This window comes from Streptomyces sp. NBC_01622 (assembly GCF_045209635.1).
GTDB lineage: Bacteria > Actinomycetota > Actinomycetes > Streptomycetales > Streptomycetaceae > Streptomyces.
Genome location: NZ_CP109293.1, coordinates 10,267,452 through 10,286,216, shown reverse-complemented (window position 1 = coordinate 10,286,216; position 18,765 = coordinate 10,267,452). Strand labels below are relative to the sequence as shown.

At 66.9% G+C, this 18,765-nt stretch carries 10 protein-coding genes; 2 read left to right on the top strand and 8 right to left on the bottom strand.

What is annotated here, in order from left to right:
* Positions 1-71 precede the first annotated feature (71 nt).
* Positions 72-1,265 carry an IS701 family transposase gene (locus tag OH768_RS47425; RefSeq protein WP_406463227.1) on the top strand — a complete coding sequence of 398 codons (1,194 nt, stop codon included), beginning with the start codon at positions 72-74 and terminating at the stop codon, positions 1,263-1,265.
* 71 nt (positions 1,266-1,336) lie between these two features.
* Here OH768_RS47425 and OH768_RS47420 read toward each other — a convergent pair whose 3' ends face one another.
* Together OH768_RS47420 and OH768_RS47415 are read right to left on the bottom strand one after the other, a co-directional pair.
* Entirely contained in the window at positions 1,337-3,577 is a 2,241-nt protein-coding gene (locus OH768_RS47420) for an MMPL family transporter (protein WP_406463226.1), read from the bottom strand.
* A gap of 853 nt (positions 3,578-4,430) precedes the next feature.
* Entirely contained in the window at positions 4,431-5,273 is an 843-nt protein-coding gene (locus tag OH768_RS47415) for a DUF4097 family beta strand repeat-containing protein (RefSeq protein ID WP_406463225.1), read from the bottom strand.
* A gap of 1,693 nt (positions 5,274-6,966) precedes the next feature.
* Here OH768_RS47415 and OH768_RS47410 point away from each other — a divergent pair.
* Positions 6,967-8,256 carry a valine--pyruvate transaminase gene (locus tag OH768_RS47410; protein WP_406463223.1) on the top strand — a complete coding sequence of 430 codons (1,290 nt, stop codon included), beginning with the start codon at positions 6,967-6,969 and terminating at the stop codon, positions 8,254-8,256.
* A 734-nt stretch (positions 8,257-8,990) separates the two neighbouring features.
* On the opposite strand, the gene OH768_RS47405 is transcribed toward OH768_RS47410, so the two are convergent.
* The 6 genes from OH768_RS47405 to OH768_RS47380 all read right to left on the bottom strand — a co-directional run bounded on the left by OH768_RS47405 (position 8,991) and on the right by OH768_RS47380 (position 18,747).
* Positions 8,991-10,910, bottom strand: coding sequence for a B12-binding domain-containing radical SAM protein (locus OH768_RS47405; RefSeq protein WP_406463222.1), 1,920 nt, complete (start codon positions 10,908-10,910; stop codon positions 8,991-8,993).
* Positions 10,911-11,105: 195 nt separating this feature from the next.
* Positions 11,106-11,369: a phosphopantetheine-binding protein gene (locus tag OH768_RS47400; RefSeq protein WP_329263208.1), complete on the bottom strand. Its 264-nt coding sequence runs from the start codon at positions 11,367-11,369 to the stop codon at positions 11,106-11,108.
* Positions 11,370-11,372: 3 nt separating this feature from the next.
* On the bottom strand, positions 11,373-12,980 hold the full coding sequence (locus OH768_RS47395; RefSeq protein ID WP_406463219.1) for an AMP-binding protein: 1,608 nt from the start codon (positions 12,978-12,980) through the stop codon (positions 11,373-11,375).
* A gap of 100 nt (positions 12,981-13,080) precedes the next feature.
* Positions 13,081-13,881, bottom strand: coding sequence for a thioesterase II family protein (locus OH768_RS47390; protein WP_406463218.1), 801 nt, complete (start codon positions 13,879-13,881; stop codon positions 13,081-13,083).
* A gap of 37 nt (positions 13,882-13,918) precedes the next feature.
* On the bottom strand, positions 13,919-15,265 hold the full coding sequence (locus OH768_RS47385; protein WP_406463216.1) for a lysine N(6)-hydroxylase/L-ornithine N(5)-oxygenase family protein: 1,347 nt from the start codon (positions 15,263-15,265) through the stop codon (positions 13,919-13,921).
* Positions 15,266-15,516: 251 nt separating this feature from the next.
* Positions 15,517-18,747 carry an amino acid adenylation domain-containing protein gene (locus OH768_RS47380; protein WP_406463215.1) on the bottom strand — a complete coding sequence of 1,077 codons (3,231 nt, stop codon included), beginning with the start codon at positions 18,745-18,747 and terminating at the stop codon, positions 15,517-15,519.
* Positions 18,748-18,765: the final 18 nt, after the last annotated feature.

The following is an 18,765-nucleotide window of genomic DNA, read 5'->3' as shown; positions in this document are numbered from 1 at the left end:
GAGTGGCGCCACACTGGCACACCCCCTAGACTCCCCCCAACGCTCAGTAACATCGGGGGAGTTATTGCGGCATGAACACTGTCCAATCAGACACCTCACCGACTTCACAAGACGAGACTTACGCCAACGGTTCCGAATTAACTCTGGACCATTACAGTCGGAAGATCTTCAAGAGCTTACGTCGAATTGATCAACGCAACTGGGCGCACGCCTATCTGAGAGGGCTGCTCGTCACGTCGGGAAAGAAGTCTGTACGCCGGCTCGCCACCGCAGTCTCCCGCGACCCGTCCGCCGTGCAGTCTCTACGGCAGTTCGTCAGCCTCAGTCCATGGGACTTCGACGAAGTCATGGGGGAACTCACACAGTTGGTGACGGACCATCAACCGGCCCCCGTCTGGTCCATCGGTCGGGCCGTCCTGCCGAAGCGCGGTGACCGATCGGTGGGTGTCCACCGCTACTTCGATCTGCCTTCGGCCCGTACGCTCAACTGCCAACTGGGACTGGGCTCCTTCCTGTGCGTAGGAACCGCTCAGGTTCCCGTCGACTGGTGCCTGTACTTGCCGACGACCTGGACGCAGGACCCCAGACGGCGCAGTGAGGCACGTATACCGGACTCCGAGCAGTACCGGCCACTGTGGGCGCACGTACTCGGGCTCGTCGACCGGCTGTCGGCCCGCACGAACTCCGCATCCTCCGTCGTCCTCGTCGACATGAGCGACGAACCTGACGTGGGGTACCTGCTGCACGGACTCGCCAAGCGCCGCAGGGACTTCGTCGTCACGGTGCCACCCCACCTGGCGGTGCTGCACGCCGGCGAGAGCGCCGTAGCTCCTGTAAGCGCAAGGACCCTGATCCTCTCGCAAGGGGCAGAGACGGCTGTCGTCTCCCCCACGGACGGGCAGCAGCGCAAAACACCCATCCAGACGTCGCTCGTCCATCTGCCGGACAACCCCCATGGGCGCTCGCCCGGCCCCCTCTACCGGCTCTTCACCGAACAGGGCCCCAACCGTGTGCCGGGCCCACTGTGGCTCACCAGCCTCGCCCATCAGCCTGTCACGGAGATCACTTCGATCGCCGCGCTGCAGAACGAGACGATGGCCGTGGTCGGTTCCATGGAGCAGGACTTCGGGCTGTTGGACTTCGAGGGACGCTCGTTCCTCGGCTGGTACCACCACATGGCCCTCGTCTCCGCCGCGTACACCTTTCGGCGCCTGCACGGGTTCACCTCGACGTCGTCCCGCACCACGGCTCAACAGGCGCGGTAGCGACGCGGCGCACGACTTCTCACCGATTGTGGGGCCGGTTGCACGATCTGAACCGGCCCCCATGGCACACGTCAGCGGGTGTACTTGGGTTCGCGCAGTGGCCGCGGGCCGCGCTGGACCACAGGTCGGCGCGACAGCCTCTCGCCTTCCACATCCATATCGGGCAATATCCGGTCGAGCCACTTCGGCAGCCACCACGCGCGGTCGCCGAGGAGGGCGAAGAGTGCCGGGATGACAGCCATGCGGACGACGAAAGCATCGAAGAGGACCGCCAGGGCGAGGCCGAGGCCGATCATCCGCACGAAGACGTTGTCCTGCACGATGAAGCCGGAGAAGACGCTGGTCATGATGAGTGCGGCCGCAGCGACCACGCGGCCACCATGCCGGAAGCCGGTGACGACCGCCTGGCGAGTCGACTCCCCATGGACGTAGGCCTCACGCATCCGAGTTACCAGGAAGACCTCGTAGTCCATGGCAAGGCCGAAAACAACGCCGATCATGATGATCGGCAGCGTGCTGATGATTGGACCCGGCTGGTCGACCCCCACGATGTCGGCGAGCCAGCCCCACTGGAAGATCGCTACAAGGGCGCCGAGCGCCGCGGACACCGACAACAGGAATCCGAGAGCTGCCTTCAACGGCACGAGGAGCGACCTGAAGACAAGGATCAGCAACAGGAAGGCGAGACCAACCACGAGGGCGAGGTAGGGCAGCAACGCGTCGGTGAGGGTGTTGGAGAAGTCGATGAACATGGCTGTCTGACCGCTCACCAAGACCTCGGCGTCATGGGCACGCCCGACCGGGGCGAGGTCGCCACGCAGGTTCTTGACCAGCTGTTTCGTCTGATCGTCCGCAGGCCCCTTGTCCGGTACGACGTTGACGATAGCGGTATCGCCCGCCTTGTTCGGGGTCACCGCACCCACCTGTGCGACGCCGGGCTCGCCGGACAGCTTGGCGACGACAGCCTTCCCCACGGACTTGGCGTCGTGGGCCTCGATGGTAATCATCAGAGGCCCGTTGAAGCCGGGGCCGAAGGACTCCGACAACATGTCGTACGCCTTGCGCTGGGTGGTGTCGGGGGCCATAGTGCCTTCGCTGGGCAGGCCGAGCTCCAGCCGGGTCGCGGGAACGGCGACGACTCCGAGGCTGAGCACCCCGAACACTAGGACGACGACGGGGCGGCGCAGGACGAAGGCCGCCCACCGAGCACCCAGATTCGGCCGCTGCCGGGCGGCCTCTTTCGCCGCCTTGCGACGCTGACGCCCGGACAGCGGCTTACCCGCGATCCGCTTACGGTCCCTGCGGCGCAACACCTTGAACGGGGCGAAGCCGAGCAGTGCAGGCACGAGGGTGACCGCGACCAGAACGGCTATCGCGACGGTTCCTGCCGCCGCCAAGCCCATCTTCGTAAGGATCGGGACGTTGACGACAGCGAGCCCGGCGAGGGCGACGATGACTGTAAGGCCGGCGAAAACCACGGCGGAGCCGGCGGTGCCCACCGCCCGGCCGGCGGCCTCCACCCGCTCCCGGCCCTCGGCCATCTCGGCGCGATAGCGAGAGATGACGAACAGGGCATAGTCGATCCCCACGGCCAGGCCGATCATCAGGGCCAAGGTGGTGGTGGTCGAGGACAGGCCAAGCGTGCTGCCCAGGGCGCCGATCGCGGAGACGCCGATGCCGACCCCCACCGCGGCCGTGAGCAGTGGCATTCCCGCCGCTACCAGCGAACCGAAGGTCGTCAGGAGAATGAGCGCGGCGACGCCGATGCCAATGCTTTCGTACGTGCCGCTCGCCGCCTGCTTCACGGGGACCGCGTCGCCGCCCATCTCGACCACGAGCCCGTTCGCGCGAGCGTCGTCGGCCGCCTTCTTCAGGGCGTTGTGCGCGTCGTCGGACATCTTCAGGGCGGCAACCTTGTACGTGACGATCGTGTAGGCCGACGTGCCGTCCTTGCTGACGGCGCCCGTTGTGAACGGATCGGACGTCGCAACGACCTGTGGGGCCTTCGCCAGCTCGGCGACAAGAGTGGCCACGTTCTTCTTCAGCTTGGGATCCGAGATCTTCTCGTTCGCCGGCGCGCGGACCACGACCCGGGCCGAGGCGCCGTCGGCACTCGCGGCCGGAAACTTCTCCTTCAGCAGGTCGAGGGCCCTCTGGGACTCCGTACCTGGCATGGAAAAGGTGTCGGTGGGAGGGGGCGGTGCGGACGAGGCGGCGAATCCGACCCCGCCCAGAACCAGGATCCACAGCAGGACGGTGAGACCTCGTCGCCGGGCGGCTAAGCGGCCGACCCTGTAGAGCAAAGTAGCCAAGATGATCCAACTCCTGCGGACATGTGGCGAAAGTGGAGGAGGCTGTGGACTGCTACGGACTGCGCTGGAGGTCACGGTGCTGCGGCGGACGCGGGTGACACGTCTGCGACGCCCGGCGAGCGCCGGTGCGGCCGATGGCGCTGGTCAGCCGGTCCCGCTTCGGGTGGTTCTGGAGATACGTCTTCGTTACCGCGGGGGTGTCCACCAGGGGTGGGCAGGCGTTGTCGCCACCCGCTCCCCGAACTGGGCGGCCAACGCCGAACAGACCCGGCGAATGACTACACCCCCCCAGCTCGAACACGCGCCTTTGCAGAGGCGCGGGCCCCGGAGAGCGGGGGATTTCCTCTCCGGAGCCCGCGCGGACGGCACCGATGAACCGACGGGGGACGGCATCGGTACCGCGATCGTGACTTGCGCCCAGTTCGTGGTGCCTTCAACTGTCACGCCTGATCCCGACACCGTCTGCGCTCACCGGTGGTGGGCAGCGTGATGTGGAGGACCGGAACTTGGGCGCCAGCCGTTCAGAGGGAGCGTCATCTTCGCTCTGCACGTCAGTCGTGATGGGGACGCGAACTCAGATTGCCATGTATGGCGGTGAATCCAATGGCGCCAGCATGGCACCACATTGGCTCTCGCGCAAGCCTGGTGCTTGCCAAGCACTAGCGGGGGACAAAGCCCTGATCGGATGAACGCAGCCGAGCGGAATCGAAGCAACGCTGACGCCATGAGTGTGGCGATGTGGCACTACGTCAGTCTCCACTGGCCCCTTGGAGGGCGAGCCTGATCGACTGCGCGACAACGCTTCTCATACGGTCACGAACACCGGGACGTCAGTCGTCGGTTGCGACGGGGCTCATTCCCCGTCGGGATGTTTCACCACGACGTCGCCGATCACGGTCCGGGCCTGGACGCACACGACCTCTTCGGCCTGCTCGCACGCATTCAGGAGTGACAGTGCCGTATAGACGGTGCCTGCGACGGAATCGAGAGACAGGCGTGCACCGCTGGCCTCGGCCACGCCGACCCGGATGCTACCGAATGTGGTGGAGGCGACCACGTTTCCTTGGGCCACCTCCCCGACATCGATATCTCCTTGGGTGGTTCGGGCCTCCACGTCGGCGTACGCTCGGCCGATCCTGATGGCCCCCTTCTCTGCATGCAGACGGGCGACACCGCGCGCCTCTTCCACGGTCGCGTCGCCCTCGCCCTTCGCACTGATCGTGGTCCTGCCCTCGACCAGGCCCAGGTTGACGTCGCCCCGGTCCGCCGTTGCCTCGACAGCACCGGACGCACAGTCGACCGCGATGTCACCGAGGGCGGCGGCCAGTTGCAGACTGCCAGTGCGGTGGAGCCTGATGCGCCCCAGGCCCGTGCTGAGCCGGCACTCACCCAGCTCTCCCACCGCGAAAAAGTCCGCCACAATTCCCCGGCCGTGCACGCTTGATCCAGTTGGCACAGCTATCACTACGATGACCGCGCCGACGTTCCCAGCCAACTCCGGGACGTTCACGAGCAGCCGACCGTCGGCGTAGCCGATACGCAACTGCTCCGCGGTCTGTACATCGTCCTGGTCGTCGCTGTCGCACGGATACACCTCGACCAACGTCTCCGCGCGGTCACTCGCAACGATCCGAACCTGGCCGAACGCCAGCCTGAGCGCCACCCGGACAGGTAAGGGGGTGTTGTACGTCGGCATAGCGGGCCGCCTTCGGGATGTCTGCGGCCGCCGGCCTGGTGCAGACGGCAGCCCGAACGACGCAGGTCTTCGCTTCGCCGGGGGTGCTCACTTCCGTCCCCGGGGCGCGAGCTACCGGGGCACGGGCCCGTACTGCCGGGTATTGCAGTGGATCCTGACCCGCCCTCAACACGTCGGACACCTCGTCCTTCGGCCTCGCCGTGCGCGCATCGCGTCGGACTGCGCGTCCGGAATCCGTCTGCCGTGCAGGCTTCTTCAGGCACCGGCCCGGAGAACGTCGATGGGGCACCCCACCGTTCGGGCGCGAATGCCTTCCGACACCACGCGATGACACGGTAGCCCCACAACGGAACGTTCACGCAGGCAGAGGCCTGGAACTCCAGGTAGCAACAAGCGGAATCGGCCACGGATGCTCGGGCGCCACCATGACAGCCGAGATGGAATGGCCCGCCCGAGACGCCCGCAAGTTCGGTACGTTCACGTGGTGCAGGAGATGAAGCAATGTGCTTCCCCGGGACGACATGGGGAGCGTCATCCCCAGTGAGGACCAACAAAGGGCAGTCCAGCATCAGACCGGAACCGCACCGACAGGCCTCGGTAGCCCAACAGTCGGTTGCCCGCGAATATCACGCGCAGCCAAGTTCGTAAGAAGCGGACGGACCCCTGGGACGCTCTCGGGCGATGAGATGACGCCAAAGTCGGGGCAGCCTGCGTTCCGTTACGGAGCCGGTCAGTGTCGACCCAGCCGAGCACCTGCCGCTTGAACGGCTTCACCTTGCCGTTCCGGCCCTCGTCGAGTCCGTCGGAATGACGCATGAGCGCGCCGGTCGCCTCCCACGCGGACGGACTTCGGCGGTGCGGCCCTCCGCTGGTGGAGAAGGGGCTCGAACGGATCGAGAACACTGGGCAGGCCGGTCGACCGCCCGACCAGCAGTTCGTCCGCGGTGGCCACGTGCGCCAAGCAGCGGCGGCGTTGCGGGCCAGGCCGAGAGCCGGCAGGGAATGAGCCGCAGGCCCATTCCCTGGTCGAGTACGGCGTGGACGTCCGCATCATGTGCCCGCAGTCGGCTGGATCGGGTGGTTCGGCTGCGGAGGACGGGTTCGAGGGCCGCAGTCTGAAGGACCGCAGCGTCGTAGTCCGGACAGTGGCTTCCATGCCGTCGAGCAGAGTGCGTTACCGTGCCCGTCATTTCGACGGCCTCGGCAGGTCATTCGGGATGGTACTGATGGGCCGCCAGAGAGGTGCCTGCTGAGCCGGCCCGGCTGGGTGGCATCTGAGTGGCCAAGGGGAGCTTCGCCGTGGTGCCGCTCTTCCTGTTGTTCTTCGTCCTCAAGAGCACGCACCGACCGGAATCCGCTCCCCCGTTGGACGATCCTCCGCCGGTGTCAGGGACAATTCCCGACCCGTGGGACTGTCCCGCCAGCGGGACAAGGCAAGTTCGCCAGCGGCTTGCCCTCCTGGTGCCGGCACTGTCTTGACCAGCTGATCCGCTTCCGTGAACGTGGGGGTGCTTTCACGACGTCAGAGGCGCAGCGGAGTGAGGACGAAACGACGTGGGACACGCCGACAGGGGCGCCGCGCCGGCGGGATGCACCTCCCACCACGCCCAGGAGGCGTTGGCACAACGTCGAGCCCTTAACCGTTTGCGCCACAACCGCCTCGCTCGCCGGCCGCCGGCAGTGACAGGAAAGGATGCCTCCCGTGGAGTTGTCCCGGTCCGGAACCAAAATGGCCAGTCTGTCAGGGCTTCGGCTCATCATGGATGACATCGCCACGACCACTGGCTCCGCCAGTGGAACGGAGTGGCTCAACCTCGGCATAGGTAATCCCGCAGCCATACCCAAGGTGATGGACACCTGGCAACGGATGACCACCGAAGCGCTGGTCGCCTCCTTCGGAAATGTCAGCTGCCGATACGGGCCGTCGCGCGGACTGCCGGAACTCGTCGACGCGATCGCCGACTATTTCAACAAGCGCTACGACTGGACTATCGAGCCGCGCAACATCGTGGTGGGGCCCGGCAGCCAGATGCTCTGTTTCATCGCCGCGGCGCTCTTCACCGGGGCGGGCGCGACCCGCGACACCAAGCTTGTCCTGCCGATGACACCCGACTACACGGGCTACCAGGGCCTTTCCCTAACGCCCGGTGGAATCACGGGAGTTGAGCCCGTCTTACACCTTCAGGACGACCGGTCGTTCCGCTATCTATTTGATATGCCAAGCCTTGAGGGGCTGACAGACGTCGGGCTCATGCTGCTGTCTAGCCCGAGCAACCCAGCCGGCCGCTGCGCATCACACGACGAGATACAGCGGCTTGTCGCGGCCGCCCACCGCCACGATGTACCGCTCGTGGTCGACAACGCGTACGGCGCTCCGTTCCCCGCCATCGGCGGACCGTCGACAGCGCCGATCCGGGACGAACACGTCATCAATGTCTTCTCCCTCTCGAAGGCCGGACTTCCAGGAGAGCGCCTGGGCTTCGCCATCGCCGATGAGCAACACATCGACCCGATCGTCTCGTTCTTGTCCAACTCAGCGCTGCACGCCCCTCAGTTGGTCCAGTCGACGCTGACTCACGCGCTGCGGTCCGACGTCCTCGACATGCTCGTCGCATCGGTCATCGGTCCCTTCTACGCCGAGCGCAGGAAATTCGTCGAGTCGCTGCTGGCGGAGACCCTGCCGGAGGACATCGCCTGGCACTTGCACGCCTCCGAGGGCGGCATGTTCTGCTGGGTCTGGGTGGACGAGGAGTGGTTCGACGACTTGCGTCTGTACGAGACGCTCAAGCGCAGGGGCGTTTTCGTCGTACCGGGAAGACATTTCTTCACCGACGCCGAGCACAGCCAGAGCCTCGGCCGCCACGCCCAGCAGTGCTTCCGCATCAGCATCACTCCCGATCCGGACACCATCGCTGCCGGAGTCCAGGTCATCGCGGCGGCGCTCGACGACATGCGCGCCGAAAGCGTCGGAATATCGCAGTAACCACTGCAAGCCTGAGAATACTCACGTCATCACATCCGACCTGAGAATTTTCATGGATCAGGACGCCGAGTCGGTCCCGGCACAGAACCCGGGCGTTCTTCCCTGAAGCGGGCAGATGCCGGGCCCGGCAGGCGGTGGCTTCTGTAACTCCCGATGCCGACGGCGCGTCCGGCGTTCCGTGACGGCGGTCGTGCGAGGACCCGGACTCGCGCCCTGAGGATTCGGATCCCGGTCGCCGCGAGCACGGCTACGAACGCACCGGTGAACTTGGCGTCCCGGCCTCGGAAGACGAGCTTGAAGTCGATGGCTGGCCCGTGCAAGGGCGCCGCAGTTCGGGAGCGCACTGCGGGTGGGACAGCTCCGCGGAACCTATCGGCGTGCCAGGCCGACAGGTTCCGCGGGGGCACGACCAAGCGCATCCTGCGCGGGTGACTGCCTGTCAGCAGCTGGGCCCGCGCGGTCGAAAGACGGCCCAGCGATGATCACGGCCCGTCGGCCGTCCAGCCATGATCCATTCGACGGCCCTACAGGCCGAGGGCACGACCCGGCAGTTCGTGCCCCACAGGATCACGGCCGAGTGGCTCTGCCGGGTGACTCGGAGCAGTCGAACGCCCGCGATTCCGCCTACTCCGATCGGGCACGTCCAGCACCATCAGCGTCACCAGCGTGGCCTTGAAAGACCTCACCGCCGGAGCACATGACCCCGCATGCCCGACCCGACCATGGCAGCAAGGTCAGCCAACTACCGCATCCTCCACGGCGTCAGGTGCGTGAGCCTCGACGAAAGGCAGAATCTCGCGAAAGCGCAGTACGGTGCCGTGACAATAGTTGGCGTTGTGCTCAAGGCTCCGCTGCGGCATGTAGGGCATCTTCTGCCGGGCATGGTGGTTGATCCGCAGCTCGACCCGTCCTGATACGGCGTCGCCCTGTACGTCGGCGTCGAGCATCTCGCGCTCGGTCAGCAGCCGGGCCAGCTCAGCGGAGACCTCCACGATGAAGGTCTCCGCATCGCCCAGGCCGTGCACAGTGACCTCCGTGAACTCGTAGTCCGGGACGCTCACCGGTTCGCGGTAGATGTAGGGCCGTGCCAGCAGGTCCATCTCGAACGCCTGCCGGGCCATCGGGTCCGACCACCACTTCTGGGTCGTGACGTAGTCGACCAGCACCCTGTCGAACTCCTCACGATGGGTGCTGAGGATCATGTGCCCGATCTTTCCGCTGAGGAGCACGTCGTAATTCGTCAGGTCGGCCAATGACGTGGCGATGAGGTGAAGCACCTCGGAATCCGTCTGTTGCCGCATGAAACGCGCGACACTGTCGAACAGATCGCCGTAGGAGACGATGCCGGCGGCATCGAGATAACCGGAGAGCAGGAACAGGCCACGCATGTTGTAGATCGTGTGCATTGCGTGGTAGAGCCAGTACGCGTCGCGGCACTCCTCCTTCGACACCCAGTTCGTGGCTACCACGACCTCCGCCTCGGCCACCTCGCTCGGAACGGGTTCCGTGGTCAGGCCGTACTGTTCCACCTGGTTGTACATGGGAGTGTTGTGCAGGAGAAGCTGCGGATAGACGATGACGGTGTCGGCGTAGGACCGGCACAACTTCGTCAACCCGTCCTTGAACGACTCGGGGGTCTCGCCCGGAAGCGGCCAGATCAGTTCGACATAGGAACTGATCTGCTTTTCCCTGAGCGTGCGCTGAAGCTCGACGAAGGTCTCTTCGCGGATGTTGGACCGCTCGATGAGTTTGAGGGCCTCGGGGTTCAGCGTCTGGAGCGAGATGGGCTGCGTCACCATGAGGTCGCCGCGTACGAAGATCTCGGTGATCTGCGCCATGCGTTCCGGCCGGTTCTTGGTGGCCGCCATGTAGACGACCAACGGGTAGCCGACTTCCTTCTTGCGTTTCACGATGTGCTCGGTCATCTCCACGTCACGGGGTGACTGCCCCCAGTTGGCGTCGGCGATGAACAGTCCGGAGAGCCCGTTCTCGGCGATCCAGTCCAGCTCGGCCCTGATCCGTTCCTCCTCGAACTTGATCACCTTCGAGTTGGTGGCCGCACCCCAGTAGCAGAAGGTGCAGCGGAAGGGGCAGCCGCGGTTCGTCTCCAGGATCCCCATGCTGAACTCGCGGCCGTCGAAGACGCCGGTGAGGAAGGGCGAGGGAATTTCCATGAGATTGCTGATCCGCGGTGCGGGTTCCGTCGTGACGAGCTCGCCGGCGGACCAGAAGCTGAGACCGGGGACCTGGTGCATGTCGGGCGTCGGGCTGTTGAGCTGCCTGAGGAACTCGACGGAGGTGCGCTCCCCTTCCCCGTTGCACACGTAGACGTTCTCCGGCTCGCCCGCGAGGTAGGTGGCGGCGTGGTTCATCACCTGCGGTCCACCGAGCAGGTAGTGGGCCTGCGGCTGCCGTTCCCGCAGTTCCCTCAGCAGCCAGCTGACCAGCTTCATGTTCCAGATGTAGCAGCTGAAGGTATAAACCTGTGCGTATTTCCCGGCCAGTTCCTCCAGCAGCTTGTGCCGGTCATCGGTCACCGGGTAGGAAACTATTTCGAAGGAATGGGTCGATCCGACTTCGACGTCCTCCTGCGCACACGCCTGAATGTAGCCAGACGCGAGCGGCAGGATGTTCTCGTAGGTGGGAATCTCCACGAGCACGACTTTCCTGCGCTCCTGGTGGCTACTCCCGGTCCTTATCGGGATGTTTTTGATGAGCATTCCGGACCTCCGCCCCGAATCCTGTGCCGTCAGCTTGTCGATTTACGTGGGTACGAAAGGTGCAACGGCCTTTTCTCGCGGACTCCGGCCTGCCGTTTCACAGACATCCGTGCGCGTTCCTGCCGGGCACTAGGACGCGGGCGTCCCGGCCTGGTCGGTCAGCAGATCGATGCGTTCGGCCAGGCCGGCGAGAACGGGCGTGTCGATCAGGACGCGGACCGTGAAATCGATCTTCCAGAACCGGCGGGCCTCCAGAACCACCTTGGTGGCCAGCAGAGAGTCCCCGCCGAGACTGAAGAAATCCTGGTCGCGCCCGACCTTGTCCAGTTTGAGGACGTCGGCCCAGATCGTCGCGAGCTGACGTTCCGTCTCCGTCTCGAAGTCGCCTTCCATTGCCTACCCCTTTCCGCGCTGGCGGTTGTGCTGTCCATGGCCTTGCAGGTGAAGGTCCGCGAGGGTCTGGGCGACCGCCTTGCGGTCCGCTTTGCCGCTCGGTGTACGTGGCAGTTCCGGCAGTACGGTGATGGAGATCGGTACCGATTGCCTGGGCAGCAGTGCGGTCAGGTCGGCCAACGCCCGGTCGGCGTCGAAGGCCGTTCCCTCGCCGTCGACCGTGACGGCGGCGCGCAACTGCCGTGAACCCTCGGCTATTTGGAGCGGCACGCACACCGCTTCCGTGACACCCGGCTGTGCCAGCAGACAGGCGTCCACCTCCAGTGGGTTCACCCGGATTCCGCGGATCTTCACCTCGTTGTCGGCGCGACCGACGTAGTGGATGACGTTGTCCTCGACACGCACCAGGTCGCCGGTACGGAAGGCCCGGTTGAGGCCGGGGTGGGCGAGGTCGACCGGGATGTAGCGGGACGCTGTGAGGTTGGGCTGGTTGAGGTAGCCGGCCGAGAGTGGCAGGCCCGCCACCAGCAGCTCCCCCACCGCCGGTTCGGCCTCGTCGACCGGCTCGACGATCAGCTCACAGCCCGGCAGCGGGCTCCCGATCGGCGGCAGCGTCGGCCACTCCTCGGGCGGCCCGGTCAGCGTGTGCGCGGTGACCATGGCGGACTCGCTCTGGCCGTAGTGGATGTTCAGCCGGCAGCCGGACAGGCGCCGGAAGAAGTCCTTTACGGTCGGCGTGCAGACGAGTTGCTCGCCGCCGATGTTGACCTCCCGGAGCGCGAGACCGTCCAGCGACTCGGCCGCTGCGGCAACAGCGGTCAGCATGTTCAGGGCCACGTACGGCAGGAACAGGCGCTCGATCCGCTGCTCCGCCAGCCAGTCGAGCAGGGCGATCGGGTCGCGGCGCAGCGGCTCCGGCATGATCACCAGCGTTCCCCCGCCGCCCAGTGTGCCGAGGACCTCCTGGAACCACACGTCGAAGTTGAGCGGCGTGAACTGGGCGGTGCGCAGGTCCGGCCGGACCGAGTGGCTCCGCTGCCATTCCGCCATGTTGTCGATGCAGCGGTGCGGCAGTACGACGCCCTTGGGGAGGCCCGTGGACCCGGAGGTGTAGATGATGTAGACGGGCAGGTCGGCCTGGCACGCGTGCCGCGGCACGGCTGTGTCGTCGGGCGTGGTCGCCGTCGTCCGGTCCGGTGCCGGCGGTATGGGCAGGGACGGCACGCCGGTCGCGAACTCGGGCTCGGGGCCGGCGAACAGCAGCAGCTTGGCGCCGCTGTCGGTCTTCATGTGCTCAAGGCGCCGCACCGGGTAGTCGGCGTCGAGCGGCACATACGTGGCGCCCAGACGCACGGTGGCGAGCATCGCGGCCACGATCGCGGCGCTTCGTGAGCCGGTGATCGCCACCCGGTCGCCGGGACGGATTCCGTGGTCCACCAGGAGCGTGGCGATGTGCCCGATCCACCGGGTCAGGTCGTGGTACGTCACTTCTTGGTCCTCGTCGCGGACCGCGACAGCGCCCGGCCGCGCCGCCGCCGTCACGGCGAATGCCTCCAGCAGACACGGCGGATCCGCCGGGCCGCCCCACAGCGAGGAGTGCGGACGGGACACGGTCGCCGTTGTCGATTTACCTGCCATCTGCCATCTGCCATCCCTAGGCCAAGGTCGCTCGTGAAACCGCCGTGCAGGTGGGTTCCCGGGAGTAGAATGATCAGACCGATTTCCCCATGGCGTCGAAGGCGTCACGAGGTGGTCCTTGTGCGGAACTCTTCATTTCCGGTATCTCGCTCAGGTCCGCCAGCAGTGTGGCCTCTTCGAACCTGAGATAGAAATGCCCGCCGGGAAATACCCGGAACCGGAAGTCGCCGTGTGTCAGTTCCGCCCAGCGGCGCATCTGTTCCGGGGTGACTTCGGAATCTTCGTCACCGGTGTAGCCGTAGACCGGGCATTCGAGCATGGGCCGGGGGCCGCCGGAATAGTCGTCCACCAGGTGATAGTCCGCGCGGACTGCAGGGAGCACGATCTCCCTCAGGTCGGAGTCCGCGAAGACCGCGGCACGGCTCGCGTCGAAGCTCACGACATGGGCGATGATCTCCTCGTCCGTGCCGGAGATCATCTGCCGGCCGGCCAGTGCGTGGGTGGCCCGTCTGCCGGACACACACAGTGCGGCCGGCGGGCAGCCCCATTGCTGGAACCGCAGCGCCACCTCGTGCGCCACCGAAGCCCCCATGCTGTGGCCGAACAACACCAGCCGGTGCCGCGTCAGTTCGCCGAGCGCCTCGGCGATCTCGTCCGCGAGGGCTTCCAGCTTGGGCGGGAACGGATCGCCGAACCGGTCCTCGCGGCCCGGGTACCGGATGGCGAGCACGCCGATGTCCGAGGGCAGTCCCAGAGCCCAGGTGCGGAACGCGCTCGCTCCGGCGCCGGCGGGCGGGAAGCAGACGAGTTTCGTCTCGCACCCGTCGTCGTCGCGGTAGCGGCGTACCCACCGCTCTTCCACCGGGCTCCTCATCGAGAGGCCCCCTTTCCGTCGCGGGCTGTGCGGGTGTTCAACGGGTGTCCCCGCCGACCTCGGCGAGGACGGCCTGCTCGACGTCGTGTCCCGCGCGCCGGGCGGCGATCGAGTCGACGATCTCGCCGCTGCGTACCGCGATGTTCGACAGCAGCGAGGAGGTCAGGCCGTGGGTGTGTTCGGTACCGCCCTGGAGATAGATGCCGCACCGGGCCTCGGGGGCGGTGACGATGCGGTAGTCCCGCTCCACCCGGTACCGGCCCGCCTCGTCGCGCAGGCAGAGGCGGTCGAGATCGCCGAGCAGGCCTGTGGGCTCCATGGCCTCGTAGCCAGTGGCGCAGACAAGGGCGTCGAAGTCGAGTTCGGACACCTCGGCGTCGGGGCCGCCCTGGAGGGAGACCCGGGTCTCGGCGCCGACGCGCTTGACGCCGGTGATCCGCGTCAGGTTGAGGAACTTCAGCCGGCTGACGCCCCGTACCTCGTCGTCGTACGACCTGCGGTACAGATCCCTGATCACGTCGTCGTCGACGACCGAGTAGTTGGTGTTGCGGTGGTACCGCCAGAACGCCTCGCGGGTCTGCTCGGTGCCGAAGTAGTAGTCGTCAACGGCCTCCAGGTCGAAGACCTGGTTGGCGAAGGGGGTGTCGTCCGCGACGGAGTAGCCGTACGACGGGATGACCGACCAGACCTGGGCGTGCGGGAGTTCGTCGTACAGGAACCTGGTGATCTCGGCGGCGCTCTGTCCCGCTCCGGCCACCGCCACCCGGCGCAGCTCCCGGGGGTCCATCCGACGGTACTTCTCCAGGAACTCGGAGCTGTGCCAAACGCGTTCGTCGCGCTCGGTTCCCTCGGGCATGCTCGGGACCAGGCCGGTGGAGATGACCACGTTCCGTGCCTCGACCACGCGGCCGGCCCTGCCGTTGGCGTCCGCGACCTCCAGCCGCAGCCGGTCCGACAGCTCGGGGACGGCGCCGCGCGGCAGCCGGATCGACGTCACGTCCGAGTCGTAGGCGATGCGGTCGGCCACCCGGGCCTGCGCCCACTCCAGGTACTGGTGGAACTCCTGGCGGGTGGGGAAGAAATCCTGGTTGTTGACGAACTGCGGGAGCCGCCCCGACGCGTGCAGATAGGCGATGAAGCTGAAACTCGACGTCGGATTGCGGAAGGTAACCAGGTCCTTGAGAAAGGATATCTGCATGGTCGTCGTCGGCAGCAGCATGTTGCGGTGCCAGCCGAAAGTGGGTTGCCGCTCGAAGAAGAGGGCGCTGATCTCGTTGTCCGGATCAGCCGCCGCGTGTTCTTCGAGAGCGATGGCGAGCGAAAGGTTGGACGGACCGAACCCGATGCCGACCACGTCGTAGATCTCGTGTTCACGATTACCCATAGAGAATTCTCCCGCTGGCATGGCTGCACGGTGCACTGTTCGCATCTTCGACCGGTAATCTTCCGCTCCAAGAAACTCCCACGTCCAGACGGGCTGGCATTTTCATCGGTCGCGCCGCCAACGTAGACCCGGCACGGCGAGTAATTCAAGGTACGTCCGTGCGGTCAGTGCATTTGTGTCCCGCCGGCGGGACACAAATGCATACGTACACCAGACATTTGTTTGCGACTTCGTTGCCGCGCGATGGATGCTCAGAGGACTTCGCCCCCTTTCGTCCTTCTGCGCAGGGTCGGCCTGCTCGACTTCGTGAGGTCCTTCCACCTGTCCGACAGACCGGCGATGGTGCGGGCCGCGAACAGGGTGCGGATGGACACCTCTACTTTCAGCTCGGCCCGGATCAGACCGACCAGTCTGATCGCGCGCAGCGAGTTGCCGCCGAGGTCGAAGAAGTCGGCGTCGATGCCCACCCGGTCCAGTTGGAGGACGTCGGCGAAGGCCTCGGCCAGGACGCGTTCCGTGTGGTTGCGTGGTGCCCGGTACCGCCCGCCGTCGAACACCGGCGCCGGCAGCGACGCACGGTCCACCCTCTCACCGGCCGTGACCGGCAAGCGTTCCAGCAGCACGAACGCCGAGGGGACCATGAACTCGGGCAGGCGTTCCACGGCGAACCGGCGCAGTTCCGCGGCCGTGAGGGCGGTCTCGCGGTCCCGCACGGGAACCGCATAGGCCACCAGCCGACGCTGTGCGGTGTCGTCCTTCCTGGGGACCACCACTGCCTGTGCCAGCCCGGGGTGCTCGGACAGCGCCTCCTCGATCTCGGCCGGCTCGACCCGGACACCACGGCTCTCGGCCTGTACGTCGGCCCGCCCCACGTACGCGACGAGGCCGTCGGTGCGCCATCGCGCCCGGTCGCCGGTCCGGTACATGAGCCCACCGGGTGGACCAAACGGGCAGGCCACGAAACGCTCCGCGGTCGGCCCCGGTCGCCCGGGACGGCCGCGTGCCACGCCTGGTCCGGCCACATACAGTTCTCCGGTCACGCCCTCGGGGACCGGCGCCAGTCCCGGTCCCAACACGTAGCAGGCGGTGCCGTCCGCTGGGCGGGCGACCGCGCCGGGGTGGACGGGTTCGTCCGGGTCCAGACGGTGGGACACGGCGAAGACGGTCGTCTCCGTCGGACCGTGGCCGTTGGTGATCGTCACCTCGGGGCAGGCCTCCCGAACCCGTCGCACGGCGGCGGCGCACACCCGGTCCCCGCCGGTCCACACCTCGCGCAACCCGGCGATCCACTTGGGGCGTTCCGCCGCGATCGCCGAGAACAGGCCCGGGGGCAGCCACATCGCGGAGACCTCGTTCGCCGCTCGCAGCTCGGTCAGCGTGTCGAGGTGCGGCTCGCCCGGGGGAGCCACGACCACCCGGCCGCCGCTCAGGAGCGGCAGCCACACTTCGAGGGCGAGCGCCTCGGAGGTGGGCGGCGCATGCCACAGCACGGTGTCGGGCCTGCCTTCGAGCGGGGTGTGCTCCATGACGAGCCGCTGCACGTTCCGGTGCGTCACCCCGATTCCGATGGCCGCGCCCGTCGCCTCGGAGCCGTACAGCACGGCCAACAGGCCGTCCGCGTGCGGCGGGACCGGTGTCTCCCGCACGCCGTCGCCGTCGTCGCCGGTGTCCGACCGGATGTCGTCGAACACAACCGCCGGGACCTCCAGCTCGGCGGAGAGCGCGTCGGCGGTCAGGGCGTCGGCGAGCAGCAGACGTGCCCCAGCGTCCTTGACCACGGGCCTGATCCGCGTCACCGGTTGCGTCGGGTCGATGGGCAGGTACGCCCCGCCCACTTTCGCCACCCCCAGCAGGGCCACGACCAGGTCCACCGATCGAGACAGCGCCACCGCCACGACCGTCTCGGGTCCGACCCGCCGGCGTCGCAGCACCCGGGCCAGCCGACTCGATCGCTCGTCCAACTCCTGGTACGAGAGCGCCGATTCGCCGGACAGCAGCGCGACAGCTTCGGGGGCTCGCGCCACCTGACGGGCAAACAGCTCCGGCACCGTCAGCCCCGGGACGTCGATGTCGTCCGGTGTCCTCAGCACCCGGTCCCGTTCGGCACCGCTCACCACGTCCAGCGCACCGACCGGCAGTTGTGGGTCGGCAGCCAGCAGGGCGCGGAGGTACGCCATCAACTCGGTGCCGATGAAGCGGAGTTCGGCGCCGGAGTACAGGAGCGCGGGGGCGTCGAGCCGGAGGAACAGGTCGCTGTCGGCGCTCCCGTCGGTGTGCACGCCGACCGAGAGCTCGTCGAAGGCCCCGATCGTCGCGCCGATGTGCCGCGCCGGTCGGCCGGCGAAGTGGAGCTGCTCCGCGAAGTCGACGACGTTGATGACAGTGCCGAAGCTGCCGCGGCCATTGAGGACGGTTCCGGCGGCTCGCTGGATGTCCGAGTAGTGGCAGGCGGTGTGACCGAAGATCTCGTACGTCTCGTCGAGCACCGCGTCGGCGATCCCGGTGAAGGTCGCGTCGAGCGGCACCCGCACCCGCATCGGCACCACGTTCACGGCCACGCCCGGCGTTTCGGCGGCCGCTCCGGCGCGATTGCCCACGGCCAGCGAGAGGAGGAACTCCGGTTGCTCGCAGCGGTGCCGCACGAGCACCGCCACCGCCGCGGCGAGGAGCGACGACATCCACACGCCCATGGACTTCGCGGCCTCGGTCCAAGTGTCCGCCTCGGCACGCGGGACGGTCAGCGTGCGGCTCGCCATGCCGATGGAGTCGGCCAGCTGCGACCAGCGGTCGGCGCTGCTCAGGGGTTCGCCGAGCACGGACCGCGTGCTGTCGGACAGGGCGACGCGCGGGAGCTGGGCCGGCGAGGGCGGGTCCGTCAGGTAGGTGCGCCAGAACTCCGTGTCGTCGGTGAACGTCTCGGAGGTCAGGTATTCGGCCCCCTGGGCCGCGAACGACTCGATGTCCCACGGGTGCGGCGGTTCCGGTATCCGCTCGCCCCGCACCAACGCCGTGTACACCTCGGCGAGGCGCCCGGACAGCAGACCGCCCGCGCCGTATCCGTCCGACACGAGGTGGTGGTAGGCGATCACCACGAGGGAGCGTGTCGGCGCGAGGGCGACCACGCCCAGCCGGAACAGCAGATCGCGCTCCAGGTCGAACGGTCGGCCCACCAGGTCCGCGAGCACCTCCCGGGCCGCCTGCTCGGGATCTGCCGCGTTGCCGACATCCATGAAGAACGGCCGCCAGTCGCCCAGTTCATGGGGAACCTGCCGCAATTCGCCGTCCTCTTCGACGAAGTTGACGCGCAGTACTTGCGCTTCCTCCAGCACGTGCCGGAATGCGGATTCCATGGCCCCGGCGTCCAACTCGCCGTCCACGTCCCACAGGAACATCGCGTGGTTCAGCGTGTCGGGAGACATTTTCTGCGCCAGCCACAGCCCTTTTTGCGCGGACGACGTACTGAACGAACGCACACGGATCATCTCCTCAACGAAGAACTC

Excerpts from the sequence above, each read along its gene's own strand:
- OH768_RS47390 (WP_406463218.1), bottom strand. The coding sequence starts at position 13,881 with ATGAGGAGCCCGGTGGAAGAGCGGTGGGTACGCCGCTACCGCGACGAC.
- OH768_RS47415 (WP_406463225.1), bottom strand. The coding sequence starts at position 5,273 with ATGCCGACGTACAACACCCCCTTACCTGTCCGGGTGGCGCTCAGGCTG.
- OH768_RS47380 (WP_406463215.1), bottom strand. The coding sequence starts at position 18,747 with ATGATCCGTGTGCGTTCGTTCAGTACGTCGTCCGCGCAAAAAGGGCTG.
- OH768_RS47385 (WP_406463216.1), bottom strand. The coding sequence starts at position 15,265 with ATGGGTAATCGTGAACACGAGATCTACGACGTGGTCGGCATCGGGTTC.
- OH768_RS47400 (WP_329263208.1), bottom strand. The coding sequence starts at position 11,369 with ATGGAAGGCGACTTCGAGACGGAGACGGAACGTCAGCTCGCGACGATC.
- OH768_RS47410 (WP_406463223.1), top strand. The coding sequence starts at position 6,967 with ATGCCTCCCGTGGAGTTGTCCCGGTCCGGAACCAAAATGGCCAGTCTG.
- OH768_RS47425 (WP_406463227.1), top strand. The coding sequence starts at position 72 with ATGAACACTGTCCAATCAGACACCTCACCGACTTCACAAGACGAGACT.